The 23,956-nt window shown below is 71.8% G+C and carries 21 protein-coding genes; 11 read left to right on the forward strand and 10 right to left on the reverse strand.

All coding sequences use genetic code 11. The features are described 5' to 3' along the window. Positions 1-43: 43 nt before the first annotated feature. The 3 genes from AB0I82_RS18510 to AB0I82_RS18520 all read left to right on the forward strand — a co-directional run bounded on the left by AB0I82_RS18510 (position 44) and on the right by AB0I82_RS18520 (position 4,150). Complete coding sequence (locus tag AB0I82_RS18510) at positions 44-736, forward strand: DUF402 domain-containing protein (RefSeq protein ID WP_363258300.1); 693 nt, start codon at positions 44-46, stop codon at positions 734-736. Positions 737-1,013: 277 nt separating this feature from the next. Further along, positions 1,014-1,694: a class I SAM-dependent methyltransferase gene (locus tag AB0I82_RS18515; RefSeq protein WP_363258301.1), complete on the forward strand. Its 681-nt coding sequence runs from the start codon at positions 1,014-1,016 to the stop codon at positions 1,692-1,694. Positions 1,695-1,741: 47 nt separating this feature from the next. Beyond that, positions 1,742-4,150: a SpoIIE family protein phosphatase gene (locus AB0I82_RS18520; protein WP_363258302.1), complete on the forward strand. Its 2,409-nt coding sequence runs from the start codon at positions 1,742-1,744 to the stop codon at positions 4,148-4,150. Between the two features lie 68 nt (positions 4,151-4,218). Here AB0I82_RS18520 and AB0I82_RS18525 read toward each other — a convergent pair whose 3' ends face one another. Beyond that, positions 4,219-6,462 (reverse strand): transglycosylase domain-containing protein, encoded by a 2,244-nt coding sequence (locus tag AB0I82_RS18525; protein WP_363258303.1) that lies wholly within the window; start codon positions 6,460-6,462, stop codon positions 4,219-4,221. Between the two features lie 253 nt (positions 6,463-6,715). Here AB0I82_RS18525 and AB0I82_RS18530 point away from each other — a divergent pair, with 253 nt between their 5' ends. The 5 genes from AB0I82_RS18530 to AB0I82_RS18550 are packed head-to-tail and all read left to right on the forward strand — an operon-like array spanning position 6,716 to position 11,550. Beyond that, positions 6,716-7,663: an SPFH domain-containing protein gene (locus tag AB0I82_RS18530; protein ID WP_363258304.1), complete on the forward strand. Its 948-nt coding sequence runs from the start codon at positions 6,716-6,718 to the stop codon at positions 7,661-7,663. Beyond that, entirely contained in the window at positions 7,660-7,920 is a 261-nt protein-coding gene (locus AB0I82_RS18535) for a hypothetical protein (protein ID WP_363258305.1), read from the forward strand. Before AB0I82_RS18530 ends, AB0I82_RS18535 begins: the two co-directional genes overlap by 4 nt. Positions 7,921-7,973: 53 nt before the next feature. Further along, the gene (locus tag AB0I82_RS18540; RefSeq protein ID WP_363258306.1) at positions 7,974-8,498 is read left to right on the forward strand and encodes a PadR family transcriptional regulator; all 525 of its coding nucleotides are present in this window, start codon (positions 7,974-7,976) and stop codon (positions 8,496-8,498) included. Beyond that, positions 8,495-9,181, forward strand: a complete 687-nt coding sequence (locus tag AB0I82_RS18545; RefSeq protein WP_363258307.1) for an ABC transporter ATP-binding protein — start codon at positions 8,495-8,497, stop codon at positions 9,179-9,181. The genes AB0I82_RS18540 and AB0I82_RS18545 overlap by 4 nt, the downstream gene beginning before the upstream one ends. Next, positions 9,178-11,550, forward strand: coding sequence for an ABC transporter permease (locus AB0I82_RS18550; RefSeq protein ID WP_363258308.1), 2,373 nt, complete (start codon positions 9,178-9,180; stop codon positions 11,548-11,550). The genes AB0I82_RS18545 and AB0I82_RS18550 overlap by 4 nt, the downstream gene beginning before the upstream one ends. Before the next feature lie 27 nt (positions 11,551-11,577). On the opposite strand, the gene AB0I82_RS18555 is transcribed toward AB0I82_RS18550, so the two are convergent. Then, complete coding sequence (locus AB0I82_RS18555) at positions 11,578-12,537, reverse strand: hydrogen peroxide-inducible genes activator (RefSeq protein ID WP_363258309.1); 960 nt, start codon at positions 12,535-12,537, stop codon at positions 11,578-11,580. Between the two features lie 130 nt (positions 12,538-12,667). Between AB0I82_RS18555 and AB0I82_RS18560 the strand changes: the two genes are divergently transcribed. Together AB0I82_RS18560 and AB0I82_RS18565 are read left to right on the forward strand one after the other, a co-directional pair. Further along, positions 12,668-13,222 (forward strand): peroxiredoxin, encoded by a 555-nt coding sequence (locus AB0I82_RS18560; protein ID WP_030265371.1) that lies wholly within the window; start codon positions 12,668-12,670, stop codon positions 13,220-13,222. A 15-nt stretch (positions 13,223-13,237) separates the two neighbouring features. After that, complete coding sequence (locus AB0I82_RS18565) at positions 13,238-13,771, forward strand: alkyl hydroperoxide reductase (RefSeq protein ID WP_363258311.1); 534 nt, start codon at positions 13,238-13,240, stop codon at positions 13,769-13,771. 132 nt (positions 13,772-13,903) lie between these two features. On the opposite strand, the gene AB0I82_RS18570 is transcribed toward AB0I82_RS18565, so the two are convergent. The 4 genes from AB0I82_RS18570 to AB0I82_RS18585 all read right to left on the reverse strand — a co-directional run bounded on the left by AB0I82_RS18570 (position 13,904) and on the right by AB0I82_RS18585 (position 19,262). After that, positions 13,904-15,412, reverse strand: coding sequence for an AI-2E family transporter (locus tag AB0I82_RS18570; RefSeq protein WP_363258312.1), 1,509 nt, complete (start codon positions 15,410-15,412; stop codon positions 13,904-13,906). A 115-nt stretch (positions 15,413-15,527) separates the two neighbouring features. Continuing rightward, positions 15,528-16,238, reverse strand: coding sequence for a transglycosylase SLT domain-containing protein (locus AB0I82_RS18575; protein WP_363258313.1), 711 nt, complete (start codon positions 16,236-16,238; stop codon positions 15,528-15,530). A gap of 454 nt (positions 16,239-16,692) precedes the next feature. Further along, positions 16,693-18,015 (reverse strand): PhoH family protein, encoded by a 1,323-nt coding sequence (locus AB0I82_RS18580; protein WP_363258315.1) that lies wholly within the window; start codon positions 18,013-18,015, stop codon positions 16,693-16,695. Between the two features lie 467 nt (positions 18,016-18,482). Further along, the gene (locus AB0I82_RS18585) at positions 18,483-19,262 is read right to left on the reverse strand and encodes an isoprenyl transferase (RefSeq protein ID WP_363258424.1); all 780 of its coding nucleotides are present in this window, start codon (positions 19,260-19,262) and stop codon (positions 18,483-18,485) included. 143 nt (positions 19,263-19,405) lie between these two features. Here AB0I82_RS18585 and mgrA point away from each other — a divergent pair, with 143 nt between their 5' ends. Further along, positions 19,406-20,440, forward strand: a complete 1,035-nt coding sequence (mgrA, locus tag AB0I82_RS18590; RefSeq protein ID WP_363258316.1) for an L-glyceraldehyde 3-phosphate reductase — start codon at positions 19,406-19,408, stop codon at positions 20,438-20,440. A 666-nt stretch (positions 20,441-21,106) separates the two neighbouring features. On the opposite strand, the gene AB0I82_RS18595 is transcribed toward mgrA, so the two are convergent. From AB0I82_RS18595 to AB0I82_RS18610, 4 genes are all read right to left on the reverse strand, one after another. Then, complete coding sequence (locus AB0I82_RS18595; RefSeq protein WP_363258317.1) at positions 21,107-21,901, reverse strand: A24 family peptidase; 795 nt, start codon at positions 21,899-21,901, stop codon at positions 21,107-21,109. Between the two features lie 67 nt (positions 21,902-21,968). Beyond that, positions 21,969-22,322, reverse strand: coding sequence for a DUF192 domain-containing protein (locus AB0I82_RS18600; protein WP_363258318.1), 354 nt, complete (start codon positions 22,320-22,322; stop codon positions 21,969-21,971). Between the two features lie 44 nt (positions 22,323-22,366). Continuing rightward, positions 22,367-23,098: an Imm52 family immunity protein gene (locus AB0I82_RS18605; RefSeq protein ID WP_363258319.1), complete on the reverse strand. Its 732-nt coding sequence runs from the start codon at positions 23,096-23,098 to the stop codon at positions 22,367-22,369. Between the two features lie 234 nt (positions 23,099-23,332). Further along, positions 23,333-23,956, reverse strand: coding sequence for an OmpA family protein (locus AB0I82_RS18610; RefSeq protein ID WP_363258320.1), 624 nt, complete (start codon positions 23,954-23,956; stop codon positions 23,333-23,335).

The following is a 23,956-nucleotide window of genomic DNA, read 5'->3' on the forward strand; positions in this document are numbered from 1 at the left end:
CCATGTCACGGCGGTGCGCCGGTTCCCCGCCTAAGATCTGCGCATGACAGCGGATACGGTGGAGACGAGGGACGGCCATACGTCCGGTACCGCGCGCTGGGCGCCGGGCGAACACATTCTGTGGCGCTATCGCGGCAATGCCACCGACCGCTTCCACATCTGCCGGCCCGTCACCGTCGTCCAGGACACCGACGAGCTGCTTGCCGTCTGGCTGGCGCCGGGCACCGACTGCGTGAAGCCGGTGCTCGCGGACGGCACGCTCGTCCACCGCGAGCCGCTCGCCAGCCGGTACACCAAGCCGCGGCGCGTGGTGCGGGACCGCTGGTTCGGCACCGGCGTGCTCAAGCTCGCCCGTCCCGGGGATCCGTGGTCGGTGTGGCTTTTCTGGGAGCGCGGCTGGCGGTTCAAGAACTGGTACGTGAACTTGGAGGAGCCGCGCCGCCGCTGGTCCGGCGGCGTGGACTCCGAGGACCACTTCCTGGACATCGCGGTCTACCCGGACCGGCACTGGGAGTGGCGGGACGAGGACGAGTTCGCGCAGGCGCAGGCCGACGGGCTGATGCCGGCCGCGCAGGCCGAGGAGGTACGGGCCGCGGGCCGGGCCGCGGTCGAGCGGATCACCGCGTGGGACGCGCCGTTCACGGACGGCTGGGAGCACTGGCGGCCCGATCCTCAGTGGAGCCTGCCGGTGCTGCCGGACGACTGGGACCGCGCGCGGGACCCCTCCCCCTCATGACGCCCTCGCGTGACCGGCCGCCAAAAAGCGGCCGCTTGTGCGAAATCCGCACCCGCAAGAGTGGCAAGTCCGGCCGCGGAGGCGACGGAAGCGCCCGAAATGCAGCGACTTCGGGGAACATGCGTTCCCTTTGAAACGATGCTCAGGGGCGAGCCCCCTTGCTGCACACCACTGGTTCAAACGTAGGATCGTCCTCCGCAAGAGGGCGCAAGAAGGCACAGACGCAACTCCAGAACTGGAAACCGAACTTGACCGCGGTCGCAGGAGGGGCGGGGTCGTGAGCGACAGCTACGACGGGTACGAGGGCCTGAACCGGTTAGCACTGGACCGGGCCGGGCAGGCCGAGGCGTTCAACGCGATCGCCGGGGCCTACGACAGCGCGTTCCCCCATAAAGAGGGGCAGCGCGCCGCCGGAGCCTGGCTCGCCGCATCGCTGCCGGACGGCTCCCGCGTGCTGGACGTCGGCTGCGGTACGGGCCTGCCCACCGCCGCCCAGCTGTCCGGCGCCGGCCACCGTGTCGTGGGCGTCGACCTCTCCGCCACCATGATCAAGAATGCGCGGGAGAACGTTCCGTCCGCCGAGTTCCACCACCTCGACCTCGCGGACCTGCGGGACGGCCGGCTCGGCGGTCCCGGCTCCTTCGACGGCGCCGCCGCCTTCTTCTCCCTGCTGATGCTGCCGCGCGCGGAAATCCCGTACGCGCTGCGGATGCTGCACTGCCTGCTGCGGCCGGACGGGCTGCTCGCCCTGTCGATGGTCGAGTCCGACGTGGACGACTACCCGATTCCGTTCCTGGGCCACACGATCCGGGTATCGGGTTACCTGCGGGACGACTTGCGCCATGTCGTGCGCGACGCGGGTTTCGAAGTCACCGGGGAGGACTCGTATGCGTATGCCCCGGCCAGTACGGACGTGCCACCCGAAATCCAGCTCTTCCTGCACCTGCGACGCGCTTGAGACGCAGCGCGCCAGGCGCGCAGCCCCGGACGGATGGAATCCCACGCGTGACGGAGCACCCCACCTCCCACCAGCCGCGACCGGCAGCTTTGCCGGCCGCGCCCCCGGCCATGCCGCCGAGAGGGCTGCCGGACCCGACGGCGCACGGCGCCGCCGATCCGCGCGACGCCCTGCGGCGGCCCGTCGGCCCCGCCCCTGCCGATCTCCCCGGCACCGGCCTGCCCGGCTCCGTGGCCGCGGGACCGCCGGGGCGTACCACCGGTGGTTCCGGTGAGCTGCCCGCGCCCCCGAGGCGCAGCGGGAAGAAGCGCCGGCGGCCGCGGGACCGGCGGACCGCCGACGCAGCCGACCGCAATGCCGCGCAGGGCGCCGGCGGCCACACCCAGGCCGGCGCCCCGGGCGGTGACGCCAACGGCGGCCCCACCGGCGTCTCCGACGGCGGCGCTGCGCACGGCTCGGCCGGCCGGGCCCGGTCCCGTGCCGAGGAGCCGGGCGACGCTCCCGGCCCGCACGAGGGCGGCGGCCCGGGCGGCATCGGACGGCCGCGGGACGGCGAAGGCCGCGCCCGGCAGCGGCCCCAGGAGCCCGCGGTACCGCCTCCGGCGCCGCACCGCGGCCAGGGCGGTGGCGGCCGGCGCCAGGCCGCGGAGCCGGCGCGCCCGGAGGCGCCGCCGGCCCGGTCGGCACATCCGTCCGAGGGGGGTGAGCCGATGCCGGCCCGGCAGCCCGGCGGCGACCGGCTGCGCTTCGTCGGCGCGGCCACCCGGCGGATCGCGCGCGGCATCGACCTGGACGAGATCGTGCTGGGCCTGTGCCGCGCGACGGTCCCGACGTTCTCCGACGCGATCCTGGTGTACCTGCGCGACCCGCTGCCGGTGGGCGACGAGCGGCCGGCCGGCCCCGTCGTCCTGCGGCTGCGGCGCACGGACCGCATCCCCGAGGAGGCCGACACCAACGGCGGCCGGCTGCCCACCCTGCCCGCGCAGCCCGATCTGGGCCCGGCGATGGGCGGGATGGCGGCGGAGCTCGCCGAGGTCGTGCCCGGCGGGCCGCTGGCCGAGGTGCTGCGCGGGGTGCGCCCGCTCTTCGGCGAGGCGCAGGCCGCCCAGGCGGCGCTGCCCGAACTGCTCGGCACCGGCACGCGGATGCCGCAGGGCCAGCGCGTCATCCTGGCGCCGCTGCGCGGCCGCCGCCGGGTGATCGGCGCCGCGGTCTTCCTGCGCCGCCCGGACCGCCCGGCGTTCGAGCCGGACGACCTGCTGGTGGCGGCGCAGCTCGCGACGCACACGGCGCTCGGGGTGGACAAGGCGGTGCTGTACGGGCGCGAGGCGTACATCGCCGACGCGCTGCAGCGCACGATGCTGCCCGACTCCCTCCCCCAGCCCACGGGCGTGCGCCTCGCCAGCCGGTACCTCCCGGCCGCGGAGACCGCGCGGGTCGGCGGCGACTGGTACGACGCGATCCCGCTGCCGGGGTCCCGAGTCGCCCTGGTCGTCGGCGATGTGATGGGGCATTCGATGACCTCGGCGGCGATCATGGGGCAGCTGCGCACGACGGCGCAGACCCTCGCCGGGCTCGACCTGCCGCCGCAGGAGGTGCTGCACCACCTCGACGAGCAGGCCCAGCGGCTCGGCTCGGACCGGATGGCGACCTGCCTGTACGCGGTCTACGACCCGGTCGCGCACCGCATCATCGTCGCCAACGCGGGGCATCCGCCGCCGGTCATGCTGCACCGCGGCGGCCGCGCCGAGGTCCTGCGCGTACCGCCCGGCGCCCCGATCGGCGTCGGCGGCGTGGACTTCGAGGCGGTCGAGCTGGACGCGCCCGCGGGCGCGACGCTCGTCCTGTACACGGACGGCCTGGTGGAGTCCCGCATACGGGACGTGTGGACCGGCATAGAGCAGCTCCGCGAGCGGCTGACGGAGACGGCCCGGCTGACCGGGCCGAACCCGCCGCCGCTGGAGCCGCTCTGCGACGAGGTGCTGGACATGCTCGGCCCGGGCGACCGGGACGACGACATCGCGCTGCTCGCGGCCCGCTTCGACGGGATCGCGCCGAGCGATGTGGCGTACTGGTACCTCGACCCGAAGGCGCAGACCGCCGGGCAGGCGCGTCGGCTGGCCCGCAGGGCGCTGCAGCGCTGGGACCTGGAGGAGCTGACGGACCAGGTCGAGCTGCTGGTCAGCGAGGTCGTGACGAATGCCGTGCGGTACGCGGAGCGGCCGATCACGCTGCGGCTGCTGCGCACGGACGTACTGCGCTGCGAGGTCGGCGACGATGTGCCGCAGCTGCCGCGGCTGCGCCAGGCCCGCCCGTCCGACGAAGGCGGCCGGGGCCTGTACCTGGTCAACCGCCTCGCGCGGCGCTGGGGCGCGACCCGGCTGAGCACCGGCAAGGTGGTGTGGTTCGAGATCTCGATGCCGCCGGTGGCGCGGCGGCTGCCGGGCCGGGAGTAGACCGGCACGCAATGACGCCCGCGGCCCTCGTCCTCCGAAGAGGGCGGGGGCCGCGGGCGTACGGGTCGTCAGCCGAGCATCGGGCGTCTGCCGTTCCCATTCCCGGTGTCCTGCTCCTCCTCATCCCCGCCGCCGTCCGGCAGCGGGATGTCCGAGGACTCGCTCGGCGAGGGGGAGGCCGACTCCGAGGGCTCCTCGCTGGTCTCCGACTCGCTGGGCGAGGGGGACGGCGAGGGCGAGGTGGACTCGGAGCTCTCCGACGGGCTCGGCGACGGGGACTCCGACTCCTCGGTCGGGGTCGGCGTCGGGGTGGGGGTCGGCGCGACCCCGGCACCGAGGTCGGTGTCCAGGTCGAAGCGGGCCGACACCTCGCTGCCCAGGGCGTTCTGGGTGTAGGCGGCCCAGATCTCCGCGGGGTAGCCACCGCCGTTGACCCGGCCGCCGCCGCCCGCGCCCTTGAGCGTGACCTGGGGGTGCGGCGGCTTCGAGTCCTCGCCGAAGAGGCCGACGGCGGTGACCAGCCGAGGCGTGTAGCCCACGAACCAGGCGGACTTGTTGTCGTCGGAGGTACCGGTCTTGCCGGCGATGTCGTAGTCGGTGTTGCGGACCGCGGTGCCCGTACCGTCCTGGACCACGCCGGTCAGTACGGAGGTCACGGTGTCCGCGGTCGTGCGGCTGATGACCTGCTCGCCGATCGGCTCCGGCAGGTCGACCGGGGCCTCCTCGCCGCGCTGCGCGGAGGTCACCAGCTGCGGGGTGACCTTCTTGCCGTGGTTGTCGAGGGTGGCGTAGACGCCGGCCATCTGGAGCGGGCTGGCGCCCATCGAGCCGAGCGTCATGGCCGGGCGGGCGGAGATCTTCTCCGCGTCCATGCCGAGCCGCCCGGCGGTCTGCCGTACCGACTCAAGCCCCACGTCCACGCCCATCTGCGCGAAGACGGAATTGACGGAGTTGTTCATGGCCGTCTGGACGCTGATCGGACCGTAGTCCTTCTCGTCCTCGTTGGGCGGCGCGAAGCCGATGGCGCTGCCCTTGACGGGGCGGCGGCTGGTGCCGTCGTAGACGGTGTCCGGGGTGATCGGGGTGCCGTCCTGGGTGGTGGAGTTCTTCTCCAGGGCGGTGGCGAGGATCAGCGGCTTGAAGGTGGAGGCCGGCTGGTAGTCGGCGCGGGTGGCGTTGTTGAGGTAGTGCTCCAGGTAGCCCTTGCCGCCGTACAGCGCCACGATGTGGCCGGTCTCGGGGTCGACGGAGACCGCGCCGGCCTGGGCGTCGGCGTCCACGTCACGGGTCTTGGGGTCGAGCTTGCTGGTCAGCTTCTCCTGGACGGCCGACTCCAGCGCGCTCTGCCGCTTCTTCTCGATGCCGAGGTTGATGGTCCAGCCGCCGGCCGCGAGGTCCTCCTCGGTGATGCCCTGCTTCGCCAGCTCCTGTTCGGCGAGCTTGACCAGGTAACCCTTCTGGCCCTTCAGACCGGCGGTGGGCTTGGGCTTCTCCGGCACCGGGAACTTCAGGCCCTGCCGCTTCCCCGCGTCCAGCCACTTCATCTCGACCATGTTGTCGAGGGTGTAGTTCCAGCGTGCCTGGACCCGCTTCTTGCCGGCGTCGCTGGCGACGGCCCAGTCGTACTGGCTGGGCGCCTGGAGCAGCGAGGCGAGGTAGGCGCCCTGTTCGACCGTCAGGTCCCGGGTGTGCACGCCGTAGTACGCCTGCGCCGCGGCCTCGATGCCGTACGCGCCGCGGCCGTAGTAACTGGTGTTGATGTAGCCGGCCAGGATCTCGTTCTTGCTGAGCTTCTGGTCGACCTTCAGGGAGATCACGATCTCCTTGAGCTTGCGGCTGACCGTCTGATCCTGCGTCAAGTAGTAGTTCTTCACGAACTGCTGGGTGATGGTCGAGCCGCCCTGCTTGCCCTGGCCGCGCAGGGTGTTGAGGATGCCGCGGGTGGTGCCCTTCAGGTCGACGCCGGAGTCCTGGTAGAACGTCTTGTTCTCGGCGGCGACGAAGGTGTGCTGGACGTCCTTGGGGATGTCGCTGATCGGCACGCTCTCGCGGTTGAAGCCGGTGCGGGCCAGGACGGAGCCGTCGGCGTACTTGTAGACGTTGGCCTGCGCGGTGGCCTGGCCGTTGGCGGAGGCCGGCACGTCGACGACGAGGTAGAGGCCGATGAAGCCGAGGATGCCCAGCAGGCAGACGGTGAAGAACGCGCCGAGCAGCTTCTTGAAGGTGAAGAAGCGGACTGTGCCGCCGCCTCTTTTGCGTTTCGCCCGGCGGCTGCCCCGCTTCCGCGCCCGTCTCGCTTCGGCTCGTCCCATCGCTCGTGTCACTCCAGTCGTTCCGCCCCCATGAACCCAGCCTCCGAAGCTAACCCCCCGGTGTCATCACATAGGCATCGATCAAGCCTTTTCCGGACGTGAGAATGAGCACCTCTTTCCTGTGCAACCGTTCGGAAGTTTCCGCGTCCGCCCTTGCGCCGCCCAGCCTGCTGGCCTTAAATAGCTATCACTTTGCTAGACCAGCGAAAGCACGCGAGTACGGCCCGACCGCCGTACGGAACGGGGGAACCCCATGTCCGAGCACCCGCCCACCACCACCGAGCCCGACACCCCGGTCCTGCCTGAGCCACAGGTCAGAGAGGTGACCGCGCACAGCATCCCGGGCGGCCTCGGCCTGCTGCTGACCGTGCTCGGCGTCTTCGCCGGCATCGCCCTGGCGATTCTCGGCGCCACCTCCGCCTCGGACGGGGACAAGGGGCTGGGCGGCACGATGATCGGCGTCGGCATCCTGCTGCTGTTCGTCTCCCTCTTCTGCATGGGCGGCGTGAAGATGGTCGCGCCCGGTGAGGCCCGGGTCATCCAGCTCTTCGGCCGGTACGTCGGCACGATCCGCACCGACGGCCTGCGCTGGATCAACCCGCTCACCAGCGCCACCAAGATCTCCACCCGGGTGCGCAACCACGAGACCGCGGTCCTGAAGGTCAACGACGCCTACGGCAACCCCATCGAGCTTGCCTCGATCGTGGTCTGGAAGGTCGAGGACACCGCGCAGGCGCTGTTCGAGGTGGACGACTTCCTGGAGTTCGTGGCCACCCAGACCGAGGCGGCCGTCCGGCACATCGCGATCGAGTACCCCTACGACGCGCACGACGAGGACGCCCTCTCGCTGCGCGGCAACGCCGAGGAGATCACCGAGAAGCTCGCCGCCGAGCTGACCGCGCGGGTCGAGGCGGCCGGCGTCCGGATCATCGAGGCGCGCTTCAGCCACCTCGCGTACGCCCCCGAGATCGCCTCCGCGATGCTCCAGCGGCAGCAGGCCGGCGCGGTCGTCGCGGCCCGCCAGCAGATCGTCGAGGGCGCGGTCGGCATGGTCGAGTCGGCCCTGGACCGGATCAGCCAGCAGGGCATCGTCGAGCTGGACGAGGAGCGCAAGGCGGCCATGGTCTCGAACCTGATGGTGGTGCTGTGCGGGGACCGTGCCGCGCAGCCCGTCCTGAACACGGGCTCGCTCTACCAGTGAGCCCCAAGAGCGAGGAGCCCGGGACGCCGGGCCGGCGGCCGCAGCAGCGCAAGCAGATGCTGCTGCGGCTCGACCCGTCGGTGCACGACGCGCTGGTGCGCTGGGCCGGTGACGAACTGCGCAGCGCCAACGCGCAGATCGAGTTCCTGCTCCGCCGCGCGCTGGCGGAGGCGGGGCGGCTGCCCAAGGACGCGGGAGCGATGCGGCGCCGGGGGCGCCCACCGAAGACGGAAGAGCCGCCTCCGGCGGACGAGTAGCCGCTCTGCACCCGACGTATACGTGGCGTGAATAGCCGCCTAGGCTGGGCGTCATGTCAATCGGTCACACCCTGCTGGGCCTGCTGGAGTCCGGCCCCCGTCATGGCTACGACCTCAAGCGGGCCTTCGACGAGCACTTCGGGCAGGACCGCCCGCTGCACTACGGCCAGGTCTACTCGACCATGTCCAGGCTCCTGAAGAACGGCCTGGTCGAGGTGGACGGCATCGAGGCCGGCGCCGGGCCCGAGCGCAAGCGGTACGCCATCACCGACGCGGGCGTGACCGACGTGGCCCAGTGGCTGCGGAGCCCGGAGAAGCCCGAGCCGTACCTGCACTCCACGCTCTACACGAAGGTCGTGCTCGCCCTGATGACCGGCCGGGACGCCGCCGAGCTGCTGGACACCCAGCGCGCCGAACACCTCCGGCTGATGCGCGGACTGACCGAGCGCAAGCGCCGGGGCGACCTGGCCGACCAGCTGATCTGCGACCACGCCCTGTTCCACCTCGAAGCGGACCTGCGCTGGCTGGAGTTGACCGCGGCCCGCCTCGACAAGCTCGCCCAGTCGGTACGCGGATGACGCCGGACGGCTCGATACTCTCCGGCGAGAGGCTGCACAAGGCATACGGGCAGACGACCGCGCTGGACGGCGCGGACTTCTCCGTCCACCCCGGCGAGGTCGTCGCCGTCATGGGCCCCTCCGGCTCCGGCAAGTCGACCCTGCTGCACTGCCTCGCGGGCATCGTCCGGCCGGACTCGGGCAGCGTCCGCTACGACGGCCGGGAGCTGACCGCGCTGCCGGACGCGGAGCGCAGCGCCCTGCGCCGCACGGACTTCGGCTTCGTCTTCCAATTCGGCCGGCTGGTACCCGAGTTGACGTGCCTGGAGAACGTCGCGCTGCCGCTGCGACTCAACGGCACGAAGCGGAAGGCCGCCGAGGCCGCGGCACGCGAGTGGCTGACCCGCCTGGAGGTGGAGGACATCGCGGGCCACCGCCCCGGCGAGATATCCGGCGGCCAGGGCCAGCGGGTGGCCGTCGCCCGCGCTCTCGTCGGCCGCCCCCGTGTGCTGTTCGCCGACGAACCGACCGGCGCCCTGGACTCCCTCAACGGCGAACGCGTCCTGACCCTGCTGACCGACGCGGCCCGCGACACCCGCGCCGCCGTCGTCCTCGTCACCCACGAGCCGCGCGTCGCCGCCTACTCCGACCGCGAGATCACCGTCCGCGACGGGCGGGTCAGGGAATCCCTGGCGGGCCTGTGACACCTCTGCTCGGCACGCGCCCCGCCGCCTGGCTGCGCGATCTCGCCATGGGCGCCCGGTTCGCGGTCACCGGCGGCCGCGAGGGTTGGTTCCGTACGGCGCTCAGCGCGCTCGGCGTGGGCATCGGCGTCGCCGTCCTGCTGCTCGCCTGCTCCGCCCCGTCGGTACTCGATGCCTGGCACGGCCGCGAGAAGGCCCGCGAGAACCTCGGCCAGGCGCACGAGCCGCGCGCCTCGGACCGCACCGTGCAGTACGCCCAGGCCGACACCGCCTTCCACGGCGAGCCCGTACGCGGCCGTCTGGTGCGGCCCGACGGCGCCCACCCGCCCGTACCACCGGGCATCGAACGCCTCCCGGGGCCCGGCGAGATGGTGGTCTCCCCCGCCCTGCGCGAACTGCTCGCCGCACCGGACAGCGCGCAGCTGCGCGCACGGTTGGACTACGAGGTCGTCGGCACCATCGGCGACAAGGGGCTGCTCGGCCCGCAGGAGCTGACGTTCGTCGCGGGGCTGGACGACCGGTCGGCGGGCGAGGCGTACCGCATCAGCCGCTTCGGCAAGCTCTTCGACCCGCAGCCGCCGAGCGCCCGGCTCGTCCTGCTGACCGTCCTGGCCTGCGTGGTCCTCCTGATGCCGGTCGTGGTCTTCATCGGCACCGCCGTACGCTTCGGCGGCGACCGCCGCGAGGCCCGGCTGGCCGCGCTCCGGCTGGTCGGCGCCGACATCCCCACCACCCGCCGGATCGCGGCGGGCGAGGCGGTGGTCGGCGCGCTGCTCGGCCTGGCGGTCGGCCTGCTGATCTTCCTGGCCGGGCGGCAGGCGGTCGGCGCCGTCACCCTGTGGGGCGTCAATGCCTTCCCCGCCGACGTGGTGCCGTCCCCGGGCCTCGCCGCGCTGGTCGCCGTCCTCGTCCCCGCGGCCTCCGTCCTGGTCACGCTGTTCGCGCAGCGCTCGGTGACCGCCGAGCCGCTGGGCGTCGTACGCAACCGCCCGGTGCGGCGCCGCCGGCTCGGGTGGCGGCTCGCGCTGCCGCTGACCGGCCTCGCGCTGCTCCTCTCGCTGGCCCGGGACCCGCAGGCGCCCGACGACTGGTTCCGCGTCGTACGGCTCGCGCTCGGCGCCGCGCTGCTGCTCCTCGGCGTCACCGCGCTGCTGCCCTGGCTCGTCGAGGCCGTCGTGGCACGGCTGCGCGGCGGCCCCGTGCCCTGGCAACTGGCCGTACGGCGGCTCCAGTTGAACAGTGGCGCCGCCCAGCGCGCGGTCGGCGGCATCACCGTTGCGGTCGCCGGGGCCATCGCCCTCCACATGGTCTTCACCACCTACCAGGTCGGCTACGCGCAGGCGTACGAGGAGTCGGCGAGCCGCCCGGTGATCCAGCTGAGCGGCGGCGCCTCGGACCGGCAGGGGACCCGGGACGTACTGACCACGCTGCGCCGCACGCCCGGCGTGACCTGGGCGCACGGCACGGTCCGCGCGCCGGTGAGCCCGGCGGGCGACCGCGGCACCCGCGACGCCGACGGCTACCGCTCCGTGCAGACCGCCATGGTGACCGTCGGCGACTGCGCCGAGCTGCGGCGCAAGGCCCGGATCGGCGCCTGCCGGGACGGCGATGTCTTCGTGTCGAAGAACCAGGGCGGCCGCGCCACCGACCCCGCCTTCGTACACCCCGGCGTCCGGCTGAACCTGAACCCGCCGGAGGGATACGAGGACACCGGCCCGCCCCGGCCGTGGACCGTGCCGGACTCCGCGCGCCGGGTGCAGACCGTCCGCCACCCCGGCGAGGACCTGCCCGGCGACATCCTCGCCACCCCCGGCGCGCTCTCCCCGGCCCGGCTGCAGGACCCCACGACGGAGCTGCTCGTCGGCTACGACAAGGCGCGCGAGACCGAGGCCGTGGAACGCATCCGCACGGTGGCGTTCCAGGTGAACCCGGGGCTGCGGGAGCTGTCCGCGGTCGACAACCCGCACGACCGGCAGTACGACGGGGTGCGCACCGCGCTCTTCCTCGGCGCCGTGCTCGTCCTGCTGCTCATCGGCGCCGGGCTGATCGTCTCCACCGTCGAGCAACTGCGCGAGCGTCGGCGGCTGCTGTCCGTACTGGACGCGTTCGGCACCCGCCGCGCCACGATGGGCTGGTCGCTGCTGTGGCAGACCGCGATCCCGGTAGCGCTGGGCCTCGTACTCGCGGTGATCGCCGGCACCGGCCTCGGCACGGTACTGCTGACGCTCTCCGGCGCCGAAGTGCACCTGGACGGGGCCGTGATCGCGGGCGTCGCGGGCAGCGCCGCCGGGGTGGTCCTGCTGGTCACCGCGCTGAGCCTGCCGCCGCTGTGGCGCATGATGCGGCCGGACGGGCTGCGTACGGAGTGAGCCCACTCGGGCCTCGGTTACCGGCCCTCAGTCCGCGATCCGTACCGGCAGTGGCCGCAGCGCCGTCCGCAGTGCCTGGGCGAACTCCTCGAACTCGCGCTGCCGTGCCGCGCCCGTCCGCATGGCCAGCGCGATCCGCCGGGAGGGCGCCGGGTCGTCGAAGTACCCGGTGGTCAGCTCCTCGTTGCGCCCCGTCTCGACGCGGAGCGCCGTGCGCGGCAGCAGCGTGACGCCCATCCCGCCGGCCACCAGCTGGACGAGCGTGGAGAGTCCGGCCGCGCTGGTGGTCACCGCGGCCCCTTCGTCGCGCCCCGCCTCCCGGCAGATGTCCAGCGCCTGGTCGCGCAGGCAGTGCCCCTCGTCCAGGAGCAGCAGGTCCAGCTCCCGGAGCGCCTCGCGCGGGATGTCGCCGCGGCCGCCGAGCCAGTGCTCCTTGGGCGCGACGAGCACGAAGTCCTCGTCGAAGAGCGGGAGTTCGGTGACGCCCGCGACGCCGAGCGGCACGGCGAGCAGCAGCAGGTCCAGCCGCCCCTGCGCCAGGCCGTCCAGCAGCGAGGCGGTCTGCTCCTCGTGCACCTGGAGATCGAGGTCCGGGTACGTGCCGTGCACGAGCTTCAGCACGGTCGGGAGCAGGTAGGGCGCGACGGTCGGGATGACGCCGAGCCGCAGGACGCCGGTGAAGGGCGCGCGGGCCGCCTCGGCCTCCTCCATGAGATCACCGACCGCCGCCATCACTGTGCGTGCACGGGCCGCCACCCGCTCCCCTGCGGGCGACAGCAGTACTTTTCGGGTCGTACGCTCCAGAAGCTGCACCCCGAGCGCGTCCTCCAGGGCCGAGACCGCACCGGAGAGCGCGGGCTGGCTCATGCCGATCTCGGCGGCCGCCTCGCGGAAGTGCAGATGCTCGGCCACCGCGGCGAACGCGCGGAGCTGCGAGAGCGAGGGCTGCCGAGGGCGTCCGGCAGCCGGGGTCGTGGGCTGGGCCACTGATAACCACCTCCGATCAACACCACCGAGTCTAGCTATTTCACTGATCAATGCAGCCTGTGGCAGTGTGGTGAACGTCCAACCCCCAGGAAAACCCCAAAAGGGATTTCCTACCTTGCAAGGAGTGCGTGTGCTCACTGTCGGTGACAAGTTCCCCGAGTTCGACCTGACTGCCTGTGTCTCGCTGGAGAAGGGCAAGGAGTTCGAGCAGATCAACCACAAGACCTACGAGGGCAAGTGGAAGATCGTCTTCGCGTGGCCCAAGGACTTCACCTTCGTGTGCCCGACCGAGATCGCGGCCTTCGGCAAGCTGAACGAGGAGTTCGCCGACCGTGACGCCCAGATCCTCGGCTTCTCCGGCGACTCCGAGTTCGTGCACCACGCCTGGCGCAAGGACCACCCGGACCTGACCGACCTGCCCTTCCCGATGCTGGCCGACTCCAAGCACGAGCTCATGCGTGACCTGGGCATCGAGGGCGAGGACGGCTTCGCGCAGCGCGCCGTGTTCATCGTGGACCAGAACAACGAGATCCAGTTCACCATGGTGACCGCCGGCTCCGTCGGCCGTAACCCCAAGGAGGTCCTGCGGGTCCTGGACGCCCTGCAGACCGACGAGCTCTGCCCCTGCAACTGGAGCAAGGGCGACGAGACCCTCGACCCGGTCGCGCTGCTCTCCGGCGAGTGAACGGAGCCTTCTGACATGGCACTCGACGATCTGAAGTCCGCCGTTCCGGACTACGCCAAGGACCTGAAGCTGAACCTCGGTTCGGTGATCGGCAACAGCGACCTGCCGCAGCAGCAGCTGTGGGGCACCGTTCTGGCCTGCGCCATCGCGTCGCGCTCGCCGAAGGTGCTGAGCGAGCTGGAGCCGGAGGCCAAGGCCAACCTCTCCCCCGAGGCGTACACCGCCGCGAAGTCGGCCGCCGCCATCATGGCGATGAACAACGTCTTCTACCGGACCCGGCACCTGCTGTCGGACCCCGAGTACGGGACGATGCGCGCCGGTCTGCGGATGAACGTCATCGGCAACCCCGGCGTCGACAAGGTCGACTTCGAGCTGTGGTCGCTGGCCGTCTCCGCCATCAACGGCTGCGGCATGTGCCTGGACTCGCACGAGCAGGTGCTGCGCAAGGCCGGTGTGGACCGCGAGACGATCCAGGAAGCGTTCAAGATTGCTTCCGTGCTGCAGGCGGTCGGCGCGACGCTGGACGCCGAGGCGGCGCTGGCGGGCTGACCCCAGCCGCATACATGCGAAGGCCCCCGCGGACGTATGTCCGCGGGGGCCTTCGCCGTCAGGGGCGCGGGGAACTGCGCGAGCAACCAGCGCGGCGCGAGAGCCGGGCGACGGGCTCAGGCCCCACGGCGGCTAGCCGTCGGCGCCCCGGGACGGCACCGGCGCCCGACGCAGGGCCTGTTCATGCGCGTACGAGCGCAAGTACGACACCACCGTGTTCGTGACGGCCACCAGCGGCACCGCCACCACCGCGCCGCCGATGTCCGCGATCAGTCCGCCCGCCGCGACCGAGAGGATCACGGCCAGCGGATGCACCCGTACCGCGCGGCCAAGAATGAACGGCTGCAGGATGTGGCCCTCGATCTGCTGCACGGCCAGCACGACCACCAGCACCATCAGCGCCGTGAACACGCCCTGCGTCACCAGCGCGACCACGCACGCCAGCGCGCCCGAGACCACCGCGCCCACCAGCGGGATGAAGGCGAAGAGGAAGATGAACACCGCGAGCGGCACGGCGAGCGGCACGTTCAGGAAGTACAGCCCGATGCCGATGAAGATCGCATCGATCAGCGCCACGATCACCGTGCCCCGCACATACGCGGTCAGCGTCCGCCAGGCCCGCGGCCCGGCCCCCGCCACGCCCTCCCGCGCCGCGCTCGGCACGAGCTTCAGCAGCCACTCCCAGATGCGCCGCCCGTCGAAGAGCAGGAAGAGCGTGGTGAACATCGCCAGGAGGATGCCGGTGAGCATCTCTATGACGACCGTGACGCCTTCCAGGCCCGCGCTGGTGATCTCCTCGGTGTTCGAGCCGATCGCGTCCTGGAGGTTCTTCGCGATGTCGTTGATCTGACCCTCGGTCACATGGAACGGGCTCCTCAGCAGCCAGTCCTTCAGCTCGCTGATGCCGTCCTGGACCCGGCTGGAGACCGAGTCGATGTTGTCCATGACCTGCCAGACCACGAACCAGCCGACCAGGCCCATGATGACGAACCCGGTGATGAACGTGATGGCCGTCGCCGGGCCCCTGGGCAGCCCGCGGTGCTTGAGCCAGGCCACGGTCGGCTGCAGCAGCGCGGTGATCAGCAGCGCCGCGACGAACGCCAGCACCACCAGCTGGATTCCGGTGATGGCGCGCGCGATGACGTACACGGCGGCGGCCAGTACGAGGAGCCGCCAGCCCGCCTCGGCGGCGACCCGTATCCCCCACGGCACCGCGTCCACGGGCTCGGGCCGGGACGGCACGGCGGGCGCGTACGCGGGCGGCGCGGGCACGGACGCCGGTGCGGCCTCCTGAGGGGGCGTCGATGGCTTCGGGGGTACCGGGGAAGCAGCAGCGGCCTCTGTGGCCTCAGAGGCGTCCGTGGCGCGCGTGGCGCCCCCGTCCTCCGAAGGAGTACCGGCGGCGGCCCCCGCGCCCTCCGAGGGAGCACCACCGGGCACGACCGGCGGTTCCGACGGCATGGGCGGTTCGAGCGGCTTGGGCGGTACCGCGTGGCCGTGCACCGCGCCGTGCCCCAGCCGGCCGTCGCCGTCGCCGTCGGCCGCCGCGGCCTCCGTACGCCGGCGCCGTTCCTCCAGGCGCGCGGCGAGCCGCGTCAGGCCGGCCCCCGCCCCGCCGACCCACTGAGGCAGTCTGGACATGTCGCTTCCTCTTCCCCCCTCGGTTCACTGTCGGGACGACGTTACCTGTGCGGAAAGCGCGAAACCCCCGACCCTGTTCGGTCGGGGGTTTCGCGTCGCTGTACTGCGGGCCGGTCTAGTACCAGCTGTTGGCCTGCCAGAACGACCAGGCGCCGCAGGGGCTGCCGTAGCGGTCGTTCATGTAGCCCAGGCCCCACTTGATCTGGGTGGCCGGGTTGGTCTGCCAGTCGGAACCCGCGGAGGCCATCTTCGAGCCCGGGAGTGCCTGGACCAGACCGTAGGCGCCCGAGGAGGCGTTGACGGCCTTGTAGTTCCAGCCCGACTCGTGGTCCACGATGTTGCTGAAGCACTGGAACTGGTCGGCCGGCATCATCTGCCGGGCCATCGCCTGGGTCTCTGCGATCGTGTACGACGACTTGACGGCGATGTCACCCAGAGCGCCGCGCTCGGCGGAGCGGCTGGCGGCCTGCTTGGCCTCCTCGCGCTCCTTGGCGGCCTGCTTCTCTGCCGCGAGCTGACGCTCGGCCGCGTCCTTCTTGGCCTGTGCGCTCTCGGCTGCCGCCTTGCGGGCCGCCTCCTGGGCGGTCTTCAGGGCGGCGGCGTTCGCCTGGGTGGACTGGTCATCCGCCTGCTGCACGAGGGACGCCGTCTCCACCTGGGCCTGCTGGCCCGCGGGGATGTCGGCGATCGTCGCGTCGGCAGCCGCTGCCTCGGTGTTGGCGACCGAGCCCGGCTGAGCGCCCGACGCGACGCCGACAACGGCGCCGACTGTGGTGACCGCGGTGGCGGAGGCCACGGCGAATCCCCGGACCGAAATCCGGCTCACACGTTTTCCTTCCAGCGTCGTCCGCGTAGGTGACCATCGCGGACGCAATCGTGCCCCTGGCGCTGGCCTCCGTATTGCTCCGTCCCCGAAGTGCGGGTGGGGTCGGCTGGTCACAGGAGGCGCTGGCCCGGTGCGTCCCCCTCGGGGGTCCGCGTGGTGCTCGGGCGGCATACGGCGAACGCTGTTCAGTTCTGTGGTTCTACACCGCTGGGGGTGCTGATGTGCCGTATGCGGGGCCTGACAGGTCCCAGACTCTGCCCGAAGCGGACGCGCGGAATCAATTCTGAGCCGGGTGTGAAAGCTCACACCTCGTTTACGCCACTGAGTTTCCGGATATCTCCGCGCGCGACGACGCCGCCCGGCTAGGCTCTCTGGCTTCGCCGGACGGCGCAGGTCACACAACGGGTCGGAGCCGCGCCGACCTCCCCATACAGGGCGCGGCCCCTATAGAGGATCAGATCCGCCCGTCCTCCAGCATTTCGGTCACCAGGGCCGCGATCGGCGACCGCTCCGAGCGGTTGAGCGTGATGTGCGCGAAGAGCGGATGGCCCTTCAGCTTCTCCACGACCGCGACCACACCGTCGTACCGCCCGACCCTCAGGTTGTCGCGCTGCGCGACGTCATGGGTCAGAACGACGCGCGAATTGGCCCCAATTCGGGACAGAACGGTCAGCAGAACGTTCCGCTCCAGGGACTGCGCCTCGTCGACGATCACGAACGCGTCGTGCAGCGACCGGCCGCGGATGTGGGTGAGCGGCAGCACCTCCAGCATCCCGCGGCCCACCACCTCCTCGATGACATCGGCCGATGTCACGGACGTGAGGGTGTCGAAGACGGCCTGCGCCCACGGGCCCATCTTCTCCGCCTCCGTGCCCGGCAGGTAACCCAACTCCTGCCCGCCCACGGCGTACAGCGGCCGGAAGACCATCACCTTTCTGTGCTGCCGGCGCTCCAGTACGGCCTCCAGGCCCGCGCAGAGCGCCAGCGCCGACTTGCCCGTGCCGGCCCGGCCGCCCATCGAGACGATCCCGACCTCCGGGTCGAGCAGCAGGTCCAACGCGATCCGCTGCTCGGCGCTGCGGCCGTGGATGCCGAACGCCTCGCGGTCGCCGCGCACCAGCCGCACCCGGCCGTCGGCCGTGACCCGGCCGAGCGCCTTGCCGCGCTCGGACTGGAGCACCAGCCCCGTGTGCACGGGCAGCTCAGCGGCCTCGGGGACGTATGCGCTCTCCGCGGCGAAGAGGTCGTCGATCTCCTCGGCGCCGATCGTCAGCTCCGTCATGCCCGTCCAGCCGGAGTCGGTGATCGCCAGCTCGGCGCGGTACTCCTCCGCCAGCAGGCCGACCGAGGACGCCTTGATGCGCAGCGGCAGGTCCTTGGAGACGACGGTGACGTCGTACCCCTCGGCCTGGAGGTTGCGCGCCACGGCGAGGATCCGCGAGTCGTTGTCCCCCATCTGATAGCCGACGGGGAGGACCCCCGGATCGGAGTGGTTCAGCTCGACCCTCAGCGTGCCGCCGACCTCGCCGATCGGGAGGGGCGCGTCCAGGCGGCCGTACCGCACGCGGTACTCGTCCAGCTGGCGCAGCGCCTGCCGGGCGAAGTAACCGAGCTCGGGATGGTGCCTCTTGGCTTCCAGCTCCGTGACCACTACTACCGGCAGCACGACTTCGTGCTCCTCGAAGCGGGCCATGGCGCCTGGATCCGCCAGCAGGACGCTGGTGTCGAGGACGTAGGTGCGCCGGTCGGCCTCACGGCGCTGCTTGCTGTTCACCACGGGTGGACGAACCCCCTCGGATGAGGTCGGGGTGCGACGGCGTCGCGGGGGATGGGGCCGGGCTCGGGCCGCGATGCGCGGGCCGGGCACCGGCCCTCCGCGTCGGCCGTGCGGTCCGCACGATCGTCCGTGATGCGCAAAGGGCCTCCCGGGCGGACGGCGGCATGCCGCCCGCTGCAGAGCGGCACCCACTGGACCTGGCTCTTCGGGTGCCGTCCTGGAAGGGATATTCCCGCGAACACCTGCTGCCATGCCCCGGCATATGACGCACGGCCAGTGAATTCGTGCTTACCGGTGAATGGCAGGCCCCATGTGACGTGTCACGCCCCGGCCCTGACAGGCCGTCGCCACCCCGTGGCGGGCGGGGTCAGACCCCGTAACGCCGGTGCCGGTAGGCGTAGTCGCGCAGGGCACGCAGGCTGTGCCTTCCCGGGGGATAACCCCCGGGCCCCCAGCAGTGCCGCACGTCAGACCCCGTAACGCCGGTGCCGGTAGGCGTAGTCGCGCAGGGCACGCAGGAAGTCGACCTTGCGGAAGGCGGGCCAGAAGACCTCGCAGAAGTAGTACTCCGAGTGGGCGCTCTGCCACAGCATGAAGCCGGACAGCCGCTGCTCGCCGCTCGTGCGGATCACCAGGTCCGGGTCGGGCTGGCCGCGGGTGTACAGGTGCTCGGAGATCTTCTCGACGTCGACGGTCTCGGCGATGTCCTCGACCGAGGCGCCGCGCCCGGCCTCGTCCAGCAGCAGCGAGCGGACCGCGTCCGCGATCTCCTGGCGGCCGCCGTAGCCGACCGCGACGTTGACGACGATGCCGCCGATGTGGTCCGTGGCCTCCTCGGCCTCCTTCAGCACCTGCTGGGTGCCGGCGGGGAGGAGGTCGCGGTTGCCGACGTGGTGCACCCGCCAGCGGCCGTCGGCCGCGAGCCGCCGCACGGTGTTCTCGATGATGCCGAGGAGCGGCTTCAGCTCCTTCTCCGGCCGGTCGAGATTGTCCGTGGAGAGCATCCACAGGGTGACGACCTGGACGTCGGTCTCCCCGCACCAGCCGAGCATCTCTTCGATCTTCGCCGCGCCCGCCTGGTGCCCCTGCTCGGTGGTCAGACCGTCGGCGCGGGCCCAGCGGCGGTTGCCGTCCAGGATGACGCCGATGTGCTTGGGCACCTGGGAGTGGTCCAGCCGGCGCTCCACGCGGCGCTCGTACAGCTTGTACACGAACTCCCGCACAACAGGGGGATACGGGATACCCATCCCGGAAGATCGCAGCATGTGTGGTCCAGCCCCTCCGTGCCTATTTGGCGGTCGCCCCCGTCGCCTCAAGTCCGCAACTTTACGTCTCGGGTGTCGCAATGACCCAATCAGGTGTGTCACAACTCCGTGATAAGGAGATGGTCATGACTGGCACCTCTGACTACCGCGCGGCAGATTCGCGCTACGACTCCATGGAGTACCGCCGTACGGGCCGCAGCGGCCTGAAACTCCCGGCGATCTCTCTCGGACTCTGGCACAACTTCGGCGACGACCGCACTCTGGCGTCGCAGCGCGCGATCCTGCGGCGCGCCTTCGACCTGGGCGTCACCCACTTCGACCTGGCGAACAACTACGGCCCGCCGCCCGGCTCGGCGGAGCTGAACTTCGGCAAGATCTTCGCGCAGGACTTCCGGTCCTACCGGGACGAAATGATCCTTTCCACGAAGGCCGGATATCTGATGCACCCCGGTCCGTACGGAGAATGGGGTTCCCGGAAATACCTGCTCTCGTCGCTGGACGCGTCGCTTCGGCGGATGGGCGTCGATTACGTCGACATCTTCTACTCGCACCGATTCGACCCGGAGACGCCGCTCGAGGAGACGATGGGCGCGCTGGCTTCCGCGGTGCAGCAGGGCAAGGCGCTGTATGTGGGCGTTTCCTCCTACAACTCCGCGCAGACCCGCGAGGCGGCCCGCATTCTGCGGGAAATGGGCGTACCGGCGCTGATCCACCAGCCCTCGTACAGCATGATCAACCGCTGGACCGAGGACGACGGGCTGCTGGACACCCTGGAGGCGGCGGGCATGGGCTGCATCTCCTTCGCGCCGCTGGCCCAGGGGATGCTCACCGACAAGTACCTGAACGGTATCCCCGAGGGCTCGCGCGCCTCCCAGGGCAAGTCGCTGGACCCGAACCTGCTGTCCGACGAGGTCGTGCGGCGGCTGCGCGGGCTGAACGAGATCGCGAAGCGCCGCGGCCAGTCGCTGGCGCAGCTGGCGCTGTCGTGGGTGCTGCGGGACGCGCGGATGACCTCGGCGCTGATCGGCGCGAGCAGCGTGGCGCAGCTGGAGGCGAATGTCGCGGCGCTCGGCGGGGACAAGCTGACCGACGCCGAGCTGGCCGAGATCGATGAATTCGCGACCTCGACGGAGGGCGTGAACATCTGGGCGCGGCGGTAGGCCGCCGACAGCGCGCCGGAACATAAAAAAGCGGGCCGGTCCGTGGGGGGGATACGGACCGGCCCGAGGGGGGGTTTCCACCATAACCCCGGTTGGGGTGTGCTGCGCGCATCAGCGGCGGTCAGCCCGCGTGTCACGGAGTTGATCAAGGCGCGGCGAGAGCGTCCCGGCGGTACCCGAATTCCGTTAATGATCTTGAATTCGGGTGCCGCCGCCCGTGCCATGGCGGGCCCGTCGCCTTAATGATCTTGTTCCGTACCGTGTCGGACCTGTCCCCTCCGTCACGTCGCGAGCGTGACGGACCTCTCGTCCCGCCGGTCACGGATACCCCGCAGGAGCGACACGTCCACGGTCGTCGGCTTGACGCGGAAAAGGGAAGCGCCCCGAGTGCGGCGCGGCGCACCCGGAGCGCGAGGCAATGACCGGACTTTTCCGGTCTTCGTAGCGGACTTCACCGGTCGTCGTGCGATCGTTCCGTCTCGGTCCTCCGCGGCCCCCAATCCTCACGGTCCTCGGTCCCAGCGGCGCGCCGCCGTGCCGCGCACCGGCTGGTGGCTCGTCGCCGCGGGCCCGGCCGCCCCCGGCGGCGGGGACGGGCGGCCCGGGCGATGCGCTTCCAGCTGAGCGCCGCGGGCGGTGCGGAAACGACAATAGGGCACATACCGGTCAAGCTGTGGCGTATCCCCCGAGCAGCAGGCCGAGCAGCGCGCCGAGGACCATGAACGGGCCGAAGGGCATCGCGGACTTCCGGTCCGCGCGTCGCGCGAGCACCAGCCCGATCCCGTACACCGAGCCCAGTACGAACCCCGCGAAGGCGCCGAGGAAGAGCACGGCCCAGCCGTACCAGCCCAGCGCGATCCCCAGCGTCAGCGCCAGCTTGACGTCGCCGAAGCCCAGCCCGTCGGGCCGGATCAGAAAGAGCACGAAGTACGCGGCGGCCAGCGCGAGCCCGCCCAGGAGCGCGCCGGTCCACGATCCGCGGTGGCCCGGCAGCAGCGCGGCGGCGCCCAGGAGCGCGGCGGCGGCGCCGGCGGCCGGCAGGGTCAGCACGTCCGGCAGCCGGTGCACGGCCGCGTCGACCGTCGCGAGCAGCACCGCGACCGGCGCGAGCAGCAGCCAGACGGCGAGCTCGGGCCGGGGCCCGACGCCCGCGGCCAGCAGCGCGCAGGCCGCGGCGGTGATGAGGGGCGCGGTGGTGCGCGCGGGTCCGTACGCCGGGCAGGGCGCGGGGCGTACGGAGGCGAGGGGCGCGGGGACCGTGACGAGTGCGGCGGGCTCCACGGCCCGGCAGCGCGCGCGGCCCAGCCAGCCGCGTGCCACGCCCGTGATCGGGTGCCCCTGCGGACACGCCGTCCGCCGGCCCTCCTCGGGCTCGACGGCCAGCCGGTAGGCGGCGCGCGGCACGAGCAGCCCGGCGGCGGCCCCGTACACGGCGGCGAGGACGATCAGGAGCGGATGCACGCCCCGACCGTACGGGCGATGACCGCACCAGGTCATGGGCCCTGGGGCCCAACCACGGCCAACGACCCTACGGCGTCTCGATCGTCAGGCGGGTGCCCGGCCGCAGGCCCCAGGCGGCCAGCGCGCCCGCCTCGGCCTCCAGGACGTGGCGGGCGCGGAGCCGCGGGCGGCCGAGCCGGTTCGGCCGCATGGTGCGGACGGCGCGGACGGTCAGGTCACGGTCCAGGTAGGCGACATCGATCGCGAAGCGCATCCGGAAGGTGTGGATACTGCTCGCGGGCGTCAGCAGGACGGCTCCCTCGATGCCGTCCCGGCCCAGCAGCCCGCGGGTCCGGGCGCGGTAGGACGCCGCGATCTTCACGGGGACGCTCTCGCCGCCCGAAATTTGCAACCGCCCCCGGCCGTCCCGCCACCTGCCCATCGTGCCCCTCCCCTGCGCCGGGCCGGGATCTTACCGGCGCGCGATCACCACTTCGCGCGGTCCATCGGGTACGGCAGTTCCTCCAGCGCGCCGGCCTTGCGGAGCAGGCCGTTGACCGCGAGGACGTGGTCGGCGTCCGGGGCCGTGCCGTCCGGCCGGCCGAGGTCGATGACCAGGCCGCCGTGCTCGGTGTGCAGCCGGCGCCCCGGTACGTCCTCCGGGACCAGCACCCGGCGGCGCTGGGAGAGGTAGACGGCCCGGCCGCAGCGCGGCGTGGAGTTGTCGAGCTCGTACTCCTTCTCCAGCGCGCGGAGGAGGTCGTCGTCGGCGATGTCGCCCCAGTCCGCGTCCCACTCCTCCGCGATCGCGGTGAGCACCTCGGGGAGCCGGGTGACCAGCGGTGCCGAATCGTTCAGGTCGGCGGAGCGGACCGTGATGACGGCGGTCTGCGGCGCGAAGGCGGGGGTGCCGCCGGCCCCGACGCTCAGGGTGATGATCGGCCGGCCGGGCCGGGCCGCGACCAGGACCGCGGAGTACCCGATCGTGGCGGCGTCGTCCTGGGGGTTGACGCGCGAGAGGTACGAGGCGAACCACGCCGCATCGACGTTCTCGGGCAGCTGCTCCGCCTGTCCGACCGCCTCGGCCCGCCAGCCCGCGAAGTCCTCCGGCGCGATCCTCGCCAGCCGCCGCAGGAGTCGCAGCCAGCGCTCGGCGAGCTGGTCCGGGCTCTCCTGCCGCGGGCCCCAGACACCGCCGACCGTCAGATCCAGTGTCACGTCAGCTCCCACTCAGGTGTTCCGTATATTGCCTTTCGTCGCCGCACCTGCGGGATGTGGCCGCGGGTACGCCGGCCGGCGCGTACGACAGCCATCAGGCCGGCGCCCACCCGGTCCGGATGCACGCTGTCATCCGTCCCCGGGCCGCGTCGAGTCCGGCCTGGGCCTTCTTCACCACCTTCACGGGGATATGTGGTGTCTCTTCACATGGAGGCGCCCGTCACGGGCCGATGCTCACTCGGCCCGTGGGAAGGACACCTCGACGCGGCGGTTCTTCTTGCGGCCTTCCTCGGTGTCGTTGCTCGCGACGGGCGCGTCCTCGCCGTAACCGCGGATCTCGAAGGTGATGCCGCTGCCGCCGAGGTCCTCGTTCAGCTGCCGCTGGACGGCGTCCGCCCGCTGCTTGGACAGCTTCAGACCGTGCTCGGACGAGCCGAGGTCGTCGGTGAAGCCGGCCACGGTCACGGTCGTGGCGTGCTGCTGCTCGATCTCGTCGGCGATCTGCTCGATGCGGTCGTTCGCCACGTCGGACAGCTTCGCGCTGTCCTTGCCGAACAGCACCTCGGCCTGGAGCTGGAACTTCACATCGGAGTTGGAGTCCTCGCGCTGCTCCGTGCCGCGCTCGTCACCGACGACGGTCTTGATGTCCAGCACCTTGGGCGCGGCGAGGGTCTTGCCCTCGGGAAGCTTGAGGTCGGGGTCGTTGACGTCGACCTTGCCGCGGAAGACGGAGGGCGCGGCCGGTACGTCCTCGTCGGCGAGCGCGGCCGATCCGCCGGCCAGGGTCAGGCCCGCCGCCAGCGCCGAGGACAGCAGCAGTACGGGCCCGCGCACGCGGTAGCGGTGAGTGGTCCTCAT

The organism is Streptomyces sp. NPDC050315 (assembly GCF_040655775.1).
Classification (GTDB): domain Bacteria; phylum Actinomycetota; class Actinomycetes; order Streptomycetales; family Streptomycetaceae; genus Streptomyces.

Bases quoted from the DNA above. Each gene is read 5' to 3' on its own strand.
- AB0I82_RS18510 (WP_363258300.1), top strand. From the start codon at position 44: ATGACAGCGGATACGGTGGAGACGAGGGACGGCCATACGTCCGGTACC.
- AB0I82_RS18525 (WP_363258303.1), bottom strand. From the start codon at position 6,462: ATGGGACGAGCCGAAGCGAGACGGGCGCGGAAGCGGGGCAGCCGCCGG.
- AB0I82_RS18530 (WP_363258304.1), top strand. From the start codon at position 6,716: ATGTCCGAGCACCCGCCCACCACCACCGAGCCCGACACCCCGGTCCTG.
- AB0I82_RS18540 (WP_363258306.1), top strand. From the start codon at position 7,974: ATGTCAATCGGTCACACCCTGCTGGGCCTGCTGGAGTCCGGCCCCCGT.
- AB0I82_RS18545 (WP_363258307.1), top strand. From the start codon at position 8,495: ATGACGCCGGACGGCTCGATACTCTCCGGCGAGAGGCTGCACAAGGCA.
- AB0I82_RS18565 (WP_363258311.1), top strand. From the start codon at position 13,238: ATGGCACTCGACGATCTGAAGTCCGCCGTTCCGGACTACGCCAAGGAC.
- AB0I82_RS18570 (WP_363258312.1), bottom strand. From the start codon at position 15,412: ATGTCCAGACTGCCTCAGTGGGTCGGCGGGGCGGGGGCCGGCCTGACG.
- AB0I82_RS18585 (WP_363258424.1), bottom strand. From the start codon at position 19,262: ATGGGTATCCCGTATCCCCCTGTTGTGCGGGAGTTCGTGTACAAGCTG.
- mgrA (WP_363258316.1), top strand. From the start codon at position 19,406: ATGACTGGCACCTCTGACTACCGCGCGGCAGATTCGCGCTACGACTCC.
- AB0I82_RS18600 (WP_363258318.1), bottom strand. From the start codon at position 22,322: ATGGGCAGGTGGCGGGACGGCCGGGGGCGGTTGCAAATTTCGGGCGGC.
- AB0I82_RS18610 (WP_363258320.1), bottom strand. From the start codon at position 23,956: ATGAGGACCACTCACCGCTACCGCGTGCGCGGGCCCGTACTGCTGCTG.